The 11,470-nt window shown below is 40.9% G+C and carries 15 protein-coding genes; all 15 read left to right on the top strand.

Annotation, left to right across the window (positions count from 1 at the left end; translation table 11 throughout):
• Positions 1-206 precede the first annotated feature (206 nt).
• Positions 207-413: an excalibur calcium-binding domain-containing protein gene (locus R8N47_RS28870; protein WP_077284359.1), complete on the top strand. Its 207-nt coding sequence runs from the start codon at positions 207-209 to the stop codon at positions 411-413.
• Positions 414-551: 138 nt separating this feature from the next.
• Positions 552-1,280 carry a hypothetical protein gene (locus R8N47_RS22915; protein ID WP_025634892.1) on the top strand — a complete coding sequence of 243 codons (729 nt, stop codon included), beginning with the start codon at positions 552-554 and terminating at the stop codon, positions 1,278-1,280.
• Positions 1,281-1,479: 199 nt separating this feature from the next.
• Positions 1,480-1,776 carry a helix-turn-helix domain-containing protein gene (locus R8N47_RS22910; protein WP_025634893.1) on the top strand — a complete coding sequence of 99 codons (297 nt, stop codon included), beginning with the start codon at positions 1,480-1,482 and terminating at the stop codon, positions 1,774-1,776.
• Positions 1,777-1,861: 85 nt separating this feature from the next.
• Positions 1,862-2,362, top strand: a complete 501-nt coding sequence (locus R8N47_RS22905; RefSeq protein WP_025634894.1) for a hypothetical protein — start codon at positions 1,862-1,864, stop codon at positions 2,360-2,362.
• A 35-nt stretch (positions 2,363-2,397) separates the two neighbouring features.
• Positions 2,398-2,904: a hypothetical protein gene (locus R8N47_RS22900; RefSeq protein ID WP_029811849.1), complete on the top strand. Its 507-nt coding sequence runs from the start codon at positions 2,398-2,400 to the stop codon at positions 2,902-2,904.
• Between the two features lie 17 nt (positions 2,905-2,921).
• A complete protein-coding gene (locus R8N47_RS22895; protein WP_029811850.1) occupies positions 2,922-3,254 on the top strand; it encodes a hypothetical protein in 333 nt (110 codons plus the stop codon).
• A complete protein-coding gene (locus R8N47_RS22890) occupies positions 3,254-3,736 on the top strand; it encodes a hypothetical protein (RefSeq protein WP_025634898.1) in 483 nt (160 codons plus the stop codon). The genes R8N47_RS22895 and R8N47_RS22890 overlap by 1 nt, the downstream gene beginning before the upstream one ends.
• 228 nt (positions 3,737-3,964) lie before the next feature.
• Positions 3,965-4,456, top strand: coding sequence for a hypothetical protein (locus R8N47_RS22885; RefSeq protein ID WP_139351521.1), 492 nt, complete (start codon positions 3,965-3,967; stop codon positions 4,454-4,456).
• Between the two features lie 375 nt (positions 4,457-4,831).
• Positions 4,832-5,083 (top strand): hypothetical protein, encoded by a 252-nt coding sequence (locus R8N47_RS22880; RefSeq protein WP_025634901.1) that lies wholly within the window; start codon positions 4,832-4,834, stop codon positions 5,081-5,083.
• Between the two features lie 43 nt (positions 5,084-5,126).
• The gene (locus tag R8N47_RS22875) at positions 5,127-6,890 is read left to right on the top strand and encodes a P-loop NTPase fold protein (protein ID WP_025634902.1); all 1,764 of its coding nucleotides are present in this window, start codon (positions 5,127-5,129) and stop codon (positions 6,888-6,890) included.
• 6 nt (positions 6,891-6,896) lie between these two features.
• The gene (locus R8N47_RS22870) at positions 6,897-7,754 is read left to right on the top strand and encodes a hypothetical protein (RefSeq protein ID WP_054574966.1); all 858 of its coding nucleotides are present in this window, start codon (positions 6,897-6,899) and stop codon (positions 7,752-7,754) included.
• Entirely contained in the window at positions 7,747-9,081 is a 1,335-nt protein-coding gene (gene qatC / locus R8N47_RS22865; protein WP_025634087.1) for a Qat anti-phage system QueC-like protein QatC, read from the top strand. The genes R8N47_RS22870 and qatC overlap by 8 nt, the downstream gene beginning before the upstream one ends.
• Positions 9,078-9,806 (top strand): Qat anti-phage system TatD family nuclease QatD, encoded by a 729-nt coding sequence (gene qatD / locus R8N47_RS22860; RefSeq protein WP_025634089.1) that lies wholly within the window; start codon positions 9,078-9,080, stop codon positions 9,804-9,806. Before qatC ends, qatD begins: the two co-directional genes overlap by 4 nt.
• A gap of 106 nt (positions 9,807-9,912) precedes the next feature.
• Positions 9,913-10,215 (top strand): hypothetical protein, encoded by a 303-nt coding sequence (locus R8N47_RS22855; RefSeq protein ID WP_077284361.1) that lies wholly within the window; start codon positions 9,913-9,915, stop codon positions 10,213-10,215.
• 128 nt (positions 10,216-10,343) lie between these two features.
• Positions 10,344-11,470: DUF4158 domain-containing protein (locus R8N47_RS22850; protein ID WP_206926118.1), on the top strand; the 1,127-nt coding region annotated here is incomplete at its 3' end.

Here is an 11,470-nt window from a genome sequence, read left to right as displayed (position 1 = left end):
TATTTACCTAATTTGCCACACTTATAAGTAGTAACCCACCTCCGCAGCCATTTATTGGTGTGGTCTACAGAGGATTATGTCTTTTTAGAGGGGAAAATCCCTAGAACCCCAGAGTGGTCGAGGTAAAGTTGAAATACGCTCTAAGTGTAGACCGCAGAGAAGTGGAAACGTTAGATTCGGTACTAAGAAACTGCACAAGCACTGAAATGATCGTACATGAACCTGCTGAGGAAAGTATAAAAACCACGAGAAACGTTTCAAAGTCCGCCCCGTTACTTATGTATGACGAAGATAATAACGGTAGGATTACTTGCAAGGAAGCTATCAGAAATGGTATTGCACCAGTAAGAAGATCACATCCTGCATACTCTTATATGAACGATAGAGATGGTGATGGGGTTGTATGTGAATAAATCGACTCTATCTATACGATCACTGGACTTCCAAAAAGCGGGACTTCAGGTAGTAGAGATGACATTTTGCTTGATATGCTCATTAGCCCACCAGCGAATCGGTGGCTAAAACCTTTAAAAACTAACGAGGAACTGAGTATGGCAATCAAAACAAATATACTGGAGCTAAATGGACTAAATCCGGCTTATTTCACCAATACGGAATTACTCCCTCTCGACGATTATCTGACGGGTAGAGGAATTTATCTATTTCCACATATTGAGAAGAGATTTGGCAGTATTCCTTTAGAGCGCGTTGTTGGTCATAGCCAAGGCTATGATGCGATGAAGTGGGGGGACTGTTTAGGTGGGCGTCACTTAAAACGTATTGAGCGAGCCCTAATGGAACTCAAAGAAAATCCAAATTACTATTTAGATCATCATGTAAAACCAGGTATTTCTTTTACAAAAGTTGAGGATGCTTACTTCATTGAAGAGGGAAAACATAGGACCATAACTGCGCGGTTCCTCTATCACCACAACCAGGAAGTTTTTAGAAATACCTCCCCTCTTTCTAACGTAAACATTCACGAAAGGTTCATTGATCATGAGTATATGGGCTATGTATATGAGATCAACATGCTACAGAAAATATACCCGGAATTAGAGTTTGAAATGACTTATACCGACTCAAATAATGAGAGGTGCTTGGCAGTACACCCGACTAATTTTAATATGCCAAGTAGTTTCTTTACTCGGGGAGAAGTCGAAGACTGCATAAAGCATTTAAAGAGTCCGAATCTATTAAACAAACTACGTTCACACAGACTGTACCAGCATATTGGAACTTCACATTGCTTAAAGCATATGTTCGGGAACATAAAGTAATTTGGTTGAGTTTTGCGTGACGTTGTCACTTGTGTCGTGGTCTAGTTGTATAGATGGTTTACTAAGCCTAGGCTAGGTTAAATGAAAACCATTTGTTAACTAGGTCATGACGTAAGATATTACAGTGTAATGGGAATTACTACCTACCGAAGATGATGAATACTGTTCAAAAAAAACTTGTTTAACGAAGAAGGATAGCATGAACGATAATAAGCCGAGTAAAACTCAAACCTCATTTCTGAGACGTTTGTTAGTTGCATATCTAATTGATAGAGGTTTTAACACTGTCCCAGCAATAGTGGAAGCAACGAATATGCCTCGTAGAACGGCACAGGATACTATCAAAGCTATTCATGAATTGGAGATTAAAATTGAACACACTAAAGGTGGTGAGTTTAAGATAATAGATTGGGGTGCAGTAAATCGTGATTGGATAGAAATTAATCGACAGCACGTGTGTGATGTGCTAAATTATCCGAGTAAATTTGATGATTGAATTACCCCTTAAACGCGATACTTCAAAGAAGTCCCTTCACACTTTCTGATAGTGAGTAATGCCATGATAGGTTTGAGGAATATACATGCCTTGTATTATTGATATTAACCACGATGTGAGTAAGAACAAAGAAAGCCAATGGGTCTCACTATGTGGTAAACACCTTTGGTTTAGTAATGACCCCCACAAAAGTATAGAAAATGCAAAACTAAGCGGAAAACCTATTTGCAAGACCTGTCGTAAGATTGCAGGAATTCCCATGTCTTCGAGAAGAAAACCCGAGGTCGAAGCTCCCTTTAAAATTTACACCGTTGGAGCTGGGGAAATCAAAGAGCGTATCGCAATCAAAGAAACCGATACCGGCTTTCGCACTCAAGGTGGTGATCTACAGTATAAAAACCAGAGACTTGATGCAGGACTTTGGAAAAATATTGGAGGAGATGCTTCAAAGTTAGTGACAACTAGGGAGCTTGAACAAGCGCGAAGCCTAGCTAAACATCAAATAACTATGCTTAAAGAGTATGTATCTAAACTACCGGAATTGATCACTAGTTTGGAGACCAAACTCAGTAAATACGAAGATTAAATATCAATTAATTATACGGATAATTAGCTTAGAACATGAAATCCAATTTCGAGACAAACACTGGTCTTAGGTTTATCTCAAAAGCTGAGACTGCATTTAAGATTCACATCCATACACCCGAAGATAAAATTCTTCATAGATCGGTTGGTTATATCCGTATTGGAGAGAAGAAAGGTCTAAAGAAAGCTATTAGGTTAAGGAACGAAATCGGCATAAAGTTGTGGGGGAAAAAGCTTTGGAAAAGAGTCTTGAATGAGCCTGAACTGTTTACCCGATTACCCCATAGTCTAGAGCCGAAACTAATAGAAAAGAACGCACCTATCAAATCAGACCCTCGAAGAAAAAAACTCCATTATTTGGCCAAGTGGTATGTATATGGTGATGACGGATCATTATCGACAAAGACTACAGTTGTGTCCGTGGAGAAGTATGGAAAGTTAGGGGCGTATAATAAAGCTAAACGTAAACTTACCGAAGTTTATAAAAATGAAATTGAAATATTATCTTACATGGATAGATTTAGTATTACTCTAGCTAAGTGAATGAGAAAATTATTAAAATGAATACGAAAAAATTTGTCGTTTCTACAGAGACAAGCATTGATACAGCCTATCGGCATTTCTGTAAAGCCAAAACAGATGATAGCTTAGACATCATGTTTGAAGGTGCTGAAAAGCAATTGGCAAATTTAGATTGTACTGGAGAGGAGCGCAATCGAGTCTTTCATAACATTTACATTGCATATGGACGTCGACAAGAAGACATCGATGGCGAAAGTACAAGTACAGAATATAAGGCACTGAGAACAGTTGATAAGAGCCTAGCTAATAACAAAAATCTAAGTACAGAAGAGCTACTGGGTGAGGCGCTAAGAGCAATGGAAAATAAGTAATGATCAAAATAGGATTCCCTGTACGCACTTCATTACACAAATTGACGAAACTCTTTACTCAGCTGTTTAACCGATTGTTTGTATACCTTTCAGTTAGCAATTTACCACAAGTAATCTTCATGGGGGCGGCCATATTTGCTCTGTTTAGTGCGGTTTTAAGCTTAACCGAATCGATTAACTATGTTCTTGCTGGGATGGCTAACTATGGCTTCATCGAATTGCTGAGGGTCTTAATCTACATTGCATTCGCTTTCTCTCTGGTAATGAAAATGTGGAAAATTAGTATTACTAGCTTTATCTTGATCATTCTCTTCGGACTAGCTATATCAACTGGCTTATCCAACGGCTGGGGAAGTACATCAATACAGTTAGGCTATGCTCTATCTTCCGGGTTTAAAGGTCTGGCATTGATCCTACTTGGAGGAATTGCTGGTGGTGTTTCAAGATGTCTGTATTGGATCTACAACCGTTGGCCAAAATGATAGTAACCTTAGTGTTGATTTAGAGTAGCTATGAACATAACAAATTGTTCAAGAGTGATTCGGCACGTGTGGCATTTTGACTATGCGTTGGTTTAGGTGATGAAGGTGGTATGCGGCGGCATCAGTATTGCGTTGCTCAAACCTTAATAGGGCGTTTATGCTTAGGAGCAGAAGTTGAGATATTTGGAAGAGTTCGAATTGGCGATTGAGCGCTCAAGGTACCTTAAATTGTCTGATACACGCTTTAAGGCTTTAGATGCGAAATTTTGTAGTGATGAAAACCTTCAAAATTGCTTGGATTTTCTAAATTATCTATATAACCCACTAAAAGACACCGATCTCGTAGGACAGTGTCTAAATATTCATTCTCAACTAATGAAAGCGGTAGAACATTTTTACGGAGCGCCACCAATATTCACTATTGGATCTATTACATTTGATGGAAATAAATATTTTGAGTTAACTGAGGATGATATCAAGTCATCAATTTTAGACTGTTCACCTACCAATATGGCCAATATTCACGCATGGTTGACGTTGCCTTCTATGGAGATACTAGATTTTACGTTTATTTCAACTTACGAGAGTCAAGCTGGAGACAGTGGCTTTCCAAAAGTTGTCAGTCAGTTTGCTGAAAGTCTAAAACCGCACTTTCATTATCACCCAGTGTTGACAGGAGAAGAGAGTCTTTCAAAGTTAGGTTTATCGTCCAGTGGCTAGCACTTGTTCTGAGCTATTGCAATAGCTACCAGCTCGTCACCTCGCTTGCCAGCAGGGATAATAAGTATCAAATGCAACTGGCAGGTAGTTCGATTCCTGTCTTATAGTCACTTAAAGTCCTGGCAATCAGTTCCGACGTTTTATTTACCAGATTAGCTTTATTTTAACTCTACTGTGAGAGAGTAATAAAGTCTCATGCTAAAATAGCCGCGATCGCAATCGATACGCTGCCATTCCTAAATCGAAAATGCCCCGAAGTTTGCCAGACTCTGATTTGGGACACACTTCTTTTGTCATCATTTGACCTATTTTTCCTAATAACAGAATATTTAGTTTGATATAGACTGTTATAGCTTTGGCAGAAATGAGGAAGATATGAACACTAAGGAAACCGAAGAGCTTCAAAGGAATATGGATATTTTTTCAACGCCATTAGATGTTGAAAAGTACATAGATGAAGGGCTAATTAGCCGCTACAAGAATACCAAAACTCAGTTTGTAATCCATTGTTCTAAAGATGAGTTACCTGAAGAAGTCAGTGTACGGGCAAATAAAATAGAAGTCTTAACAAATAAAGATGGTTCCAACGCTCTAGTTTTGGGGCTTGACTTAAAAGTCAGAAAATAGTGCGTGTTGAAAACAGCTATTTTGTAGACAAAATGGGGTTTAAATGTGGTCTGATAAAGAGTCCTCACTAGACTTTTTAAATTTTAGTGAAACTGCCGAATCGATTAAGGATCTAATCACCGAAAAGGAATTGATGCCAATATCTGTTGGCGTTTTTGGGGATTGGGGGGCAGGAAAATCAACAATCTTAGAGCTAACCAAAAAATCAATATCTGAAGAGAAGCAAGACTACATTCAAGTCCATTTCGATGCATGGATGTATCAAGGCTATGACGATGCTAAAGCGGCTCTATTAGAGACAATTGCATCTACCTTGGTAAACCAAGCGAAAGACAACGCCAGCTTGAGCAAGAAGGCTAAAGAGTTTGCAGGACGTGTTGACATCATTAGATCTTTGGGATTATTGATGGATGGTGGTGCAGCTTTAGCTGGCGTTCCCACCATGGGTGGTTTTCAGAAGTTGATGGGGCTATTCAGTGGTGGAGAGGATCGCGAACTAGACTTTGGTGATGCCAAGGATGCAGTAGATGGTGCGAAGCAGATAGCTAAAGATAACAAAGAAATTTTAAAGCCTAAAAAGGCTTTTTCACCCCCAAAAGAAATTAAAGAGTTCCGCAATGCGTACTCAGACTTGTTGAGTGAATTTGATAAACCACTCATAGTCTATGTCGATAACTTGGACCGTTGCTCGCCATTTAATGCAATTTCGACGCTGGAAGCGATACGACTATTTTTGTTTTTACCAAATACAGCATTCGTGATTGCGGCAGACGAAGATATGATCCGCTTAGCTGTGCCGGAATATCACAAGGGAGCTTCGCAGCGCCACCAAACAGACTACCTAGATAAATTAATTCAAATCCCAGTACACGTTCCAAGACCTGGTACTCTAGAAATCAGAGCTTACCTGATGATGTTGACAGCTCAAGATCATGGCGTTACGAGTGACCAGCTTGAGGGGCTTAGGGAAAGCCTAGAGCAGTCTCTTCAGCTATCTTGGAAGCAGTCACCCATATCAGTCGATGAGCTTTTGGACGTTGATAAAGTTCAAGATGTTCAGGGTAAGGACGAACTCAGAAGTAAGTTCATCGTGGCCGAACAACTTGCTCCATTGCTCGCAGAGTCCTCCAATATAAATGGGAACCCTCGAATTGTTAAACGCCTCTTAAATCAGGTGAAAATGAGAAGAAAAACAGCACTCCGTCGTGGTATGCAGCTGGATGAGAAAACCATTACCAAATTGGTGATATTTGAGCGTTGTTTGGGGACTCAAGCAACAAACAAACTGTATCAGTTGATTGATACAGAGAGTGGTTCTCCAAAGATTCTGGCTCAATTGGAAGATCCAGAAGCTGAATTCGATGATATGGATTTACCAGAAGAGTGGAAGCTAGATTTAGCCTTTCTTGACAAGTGGTCGAAGCTACCACCGATGTTTGCAAATGTGAACCTGACCCCAGCGGCATACTTAAGTAGAGAGAGTATCCCCATGGGCCTAGTGAATGCAGTTATGTCCGGCGCTGCTCAAAAGCTTGTGAAGGATTTAATGAAACAAACGGAAAGACTAAGCCATACAAACCAAAATGCCATAGCAGCGACCCCAAGAGAAGACTATTTAGCTGTGATGGATGGACTAATTGAAAACTTCAGGACTGTAAGTGATTGGTCAAAAGCTCCCCCAGGCATATATGGCGCGAGACTACTAGCAGTTGAAGAGCCTAAATGTAAAAAGGCGCTACTAACTTACGTGAAGGGACTGCCAAAGCAAAGGTGGTTGAATGTAATTATCAAGGAATTAGAAAAGTAGGTATTAATGGGTACTTCAGCATCATCAACTGGCCCTAATAACCAGAGCCCACTCATTCCGTCATGGGCTGAACAAAGTCCGCCTGTAACAATTGAGCCAGCTCAAGATACTGGTGGCCCGGACGGGGAAAATCAAGGTGACAAGGAAATCGACAATGAAAAAGTTCAGCAGGAAATCGGCAAACCATCTGGTACTGCCAATCCTGCAAACCGTTTTGCAGGAGCTAGAAGAGAATTCGGGAATTATGCCAAGGCCGGAGGTTCAAGCTCTGATCTAAGGCGAGCACTAAAGAGTTATTCTAAAAAAGGCTCTGGTGGTGGAAAAACCACAAGCCGAAGGTTGGCTAGTGGGATAACGGCTGGTACTGGTTTACTTGGAGTAATGCGTGGAGACACTGTTACTGTCAACAACCAAAGCCTTTCCTTAAATGACTTGAAAGGCCTATCCACTGACCAAGCTATTGATAGAATTGCTTCACATTTGGCTCCTGATAATGCTGACTCAGACTCTGTGAGAATTGCCTTAGATTACGCGCTGGAAGAAGCGCTACCAGATACAGAAGATTTCGATCCAAATAGTTTTACTGAAGAAGTAATCCAACAAGCCATCGGCTGCTATTTAACTGACTTGATTTTCCAAGATGTGGTTGAAGGCATGGGCAGGGCTTGGTTCCACGTAGAACCTGCTAGCAAGCACCATAGCATGGAAGTTGAGCTAAGGGAGCTTATCAAGGTAATAGCTCAGGAGCAGCTAGACAAGGTCACTAATGGCAACCCTAGCAATATCACCAGAAATAACATTACCAAGATTCAAGCTGATACCATCGCAATGACCGTTGAAGAATGGGAGAGTTTCGATGACTAAGTTTTACTTCAATGATAATCCAAACCAACTACCTGAATATTCAGAGTCATGCCACCCTGTACAACTATTCCACACTCACGAATATGATCAAAAAAAACACAGCTTAGCTTCCAGAGGACTACTGCAAACAGTAAGAGACTTGGGAGTTGCTGTTGAGCCTAAGGCAATCGATTTAATTACAATTGCTTCCGCTGTTACCGCAGCAGATACTTTTGAGTTAAGAGAGAAGGCTGAGAATGCTTGGTCAAGGCAAATGCACCTTCACATCCCTGTAAGTGAACCGAATATATGGAATGCAGAAAGCGCTGAGTTGAGTTCAATTTTGAACTTTCTTACTGGCGATCAATGGATGTTCACTTTTGAGCAGACATCAATGGAACTGCCTAAACCTAAGATAAGTAAGCAGGCTAAATATAAAGCCAAAACTCTTCTAGGAAAAAATGCTGTTTGCCTATTTTCTGGCGGTCTTGATAGTGCAGTGGGTGCTATTGATATCCTTAATGGAGAGTCAGAATATAAGCCTCTCTTAGTAAGTCACGCCTATCGTGGAGATGGTGCAAAACAGGAAGAAATTAAGACTTTGTTGTCTTCTCCATTTGCTGAGCTCTCCTATTCAATTTCTCCTCATATAATTAAAACATATGAAGGCAGAACGGACATAAGTATGCGTGGGAGAAGCTTTAACTTCTTGGCGATGGCCGTATTGGGCATTTCCGCACTGAGAAGTGCTAACTGTGATGCCAGTATTAAAACCATTATCGTTCCTGAGAATGGCTATATCTCAATCAATCCACCACTAACTAGAAGGCGAATAGGTAGTCACAGTACGAGAACCACACACCCCAACTTCTTGCAGAGGTTGGAAGAATTGCTGACACGCATAGGTTTTGACGTCAAATTCGTAAACCCTTATCAGTTTAAAACAAAGGGGGAGATGTTGGCTGAGTGCGTTGACCAAAACGCTATTAAAAAAGCCGTACCGCTAAGCGTTTCATGCAGCCACTGGCACAGAGAACACATACAATGTGGGCACTGCTTGCCCTGTCTAATTAGAAGAGCATCTGTTCATCATGCTGGCTTTGATGATGACGCACCATATAAAACAAAGCGATTGAAAACGCTAATTAAAGAGAAGGATACAAGAGACGACCTGCAAGCAGTTCAAACAGCCATTATCCGGTTGAAGCAAACCAATAATTACAAATCTTGGCTACGTAAATCTGGTCCAATCCCACTAGATAAGTCTATACGTAATGCCTTGGAATCAACGCTTAAGCGTGGTTTGATGGAAGTTGAAGTGTTTATACAGGCTAACAAAACATCATGATGGATATGCATTGCCATGTTGATCTATACCCCGAACATCAGAAGGTATTGGATGACATTGAACGCTCAAACTATTACGTATTATCTGTAACAACAGTGCCTTCAGCCTTCGAAGGCACTGTTAATCTCACAAAAGGGCTTAAGCATTGCAAAACCGCTTTGGGATTGCACCCTCAGCTAGCTCATTTAAGGAAAAATGAACTACCAATTTTCGATCGACTTATAGAGAAAACTAAATATATAGGTGAGATTGGACTAGATGGATCAAAAGGCTGGAGAGAGCATTTTGATGACCAATTATTGGTTTTTAATCACATTCTGAAAAAATGTGAGTCATTCAATGATAAAGTTCTAACAATACATAGCCTGAATGCAGTAGACGAAACCTTAATGTGTCTGAAAAAACACCCGAAAGCAGGCATCCCTGTTCTCCACTGGTTTTTGGGGACAAAAAAACAGTTATTAGAAGCTGTCGATATAGGTTGTTATTTTTCAGTTGGACCAGCAATGCTTTTCTCAGCACGTGGAAAGCGACTTATATCTTGGTTACCTAAAGATAAAATTCTTCTAGAAACAGATGGACCTTTTGCGAAAGTTTCGGGAAAAATACTGTTCCCCTCAGATGTTGATACCGTAATTCAGTATCTTTCTAAAGAATGGGAAGTGTCTCAATCAGATACAGTTAGACAGTTGAAGAATAATTTACGTCAATTAGTTGCTAAATGAATACATCTTTGTAGAGATGTTGTGCAATTGGGACCTATAAATGTAGATCTTGAGCTAGCCACCTTGTTAGGTGGAGAAAATATGACCCAAACGAAAAAAAATTATTATGGACAAATCAGAACATTGTAAAGAAGTTTACGCATATTACGGTTTAGCGATGTATCGTGCTCAATGTGTGGAGCAATCGATTATTCAGTTGCTCATCTTTTGTGATTTATACGAAAGAGAGGCAAAGTCTAAGCACACCCAAGAGGAGTGGGAGGCTAAGTTTGATAGCTTTGATCAGGAAGTTAGTGATAAGACGATGGGTAGACTAATAGGACATCTAAAATCTTTAAACGTACTTCAAGCGACTACAGAATCGTTGCTAGCTAAGGCACTCAAGGAACGTAACTTCTTGGGGTTCTAGGGATTTTCCCCTCTAAAGTAACATAGAACGCTACAGGTATTATATTATATGGTCTGTGGCGGTGGGTTACCTTCCAATATTCTGCCATCTTATATAAACACCATCAATCATATTGGCGTTTATTCATCATGGCAATTAGTAATGAACTCTCGATTCTGACTCAGGCAGAACAACGAGACTTGTATTCAGCACCTCAGTTTTCTATTGAGGAACAACGTTTGTATTTTTCGCTAAACGATGTAGAACAGGCCGAATGCCGTACTATCAGGCTTACTAAACATCGTTGTTATTTCGTGGCGCTTCTGGGCTATTTTAAATCTAAGCCAGTGATCATTGCTCCGAGTTTCCGTGATATCAGTATCGACATGCAGTTTATTGCCTCCCAAATTCAAAGAGGTAAAGGGATCAGGCCTTTCAGTGTCAGTAAAATGCAGCGTGACCGTATTTACTCAAGGATACTGCGTCTACTAAATTACAATAAGTGGAATGAAAAACAGCACCTCAATGCTCTGTGCCACCACCTGGTTTACATTGGTCATGCCTGGCTGGAGCCTCGACACCTCTTTGATGCGGCCATTGAATACCTTGCCAGCCATAACATTGCCATTCCTAAGTACTCCGTGCTTCAAAGACTGATAAGCCGCACAATGCAACAGGTCAGAAAAGACCTGACGCTCCAACTGAATCAACTTACCAGTAATGAACTTAACGTCTTTCTGGACAACATAATCACTACTAAAGACGACGGGCTGAGTCTGAGCCATCTCAGGGGTGGTGCCAAAAGTCTGACCGTGCCTGAGCTTAAAAAAGAGCTCGCCATTTACCACCGGTTAGCACCATGGCACACGCAAATAAATGACGTTGTGGACAGGCTCAATCTGTCGCTAAAAAATCGACAACACTTCAGCGGCCTTATTGATTACTACGGCAGTAAAGTGCGGCGCTTCAAACGCTCACAGCAGCACCTGTGGTTACTGTGTCATCTGACAGAGCGCATGCAACTTGCACTGGAGCGCCTGACGGATGGGTTTGTTTACCATATCCGAAAACAACAGGAAGCCGCCAACGCCTTTGCACAACAAGCAGTGTTCCTGTCCTGGCAGTCAGCTGCGGACAATGTCACGAAAGCGGCAGAGCTACTTCACCTGTTTGTTGACGAGAATATTGATGACAATCAGCCCTTCTCAGTAGTCAGACAACAGGCATTGAAGGTCATGAATGACAGGGATATCCAGACCCTCTGCCTTTACCTGAA

Source organism: Vibrio sp. 2132-1, assembly GCF_033344315.1.
This window is presented reverse-complemented; position numbering and strand designations above follow the sequence as displayed.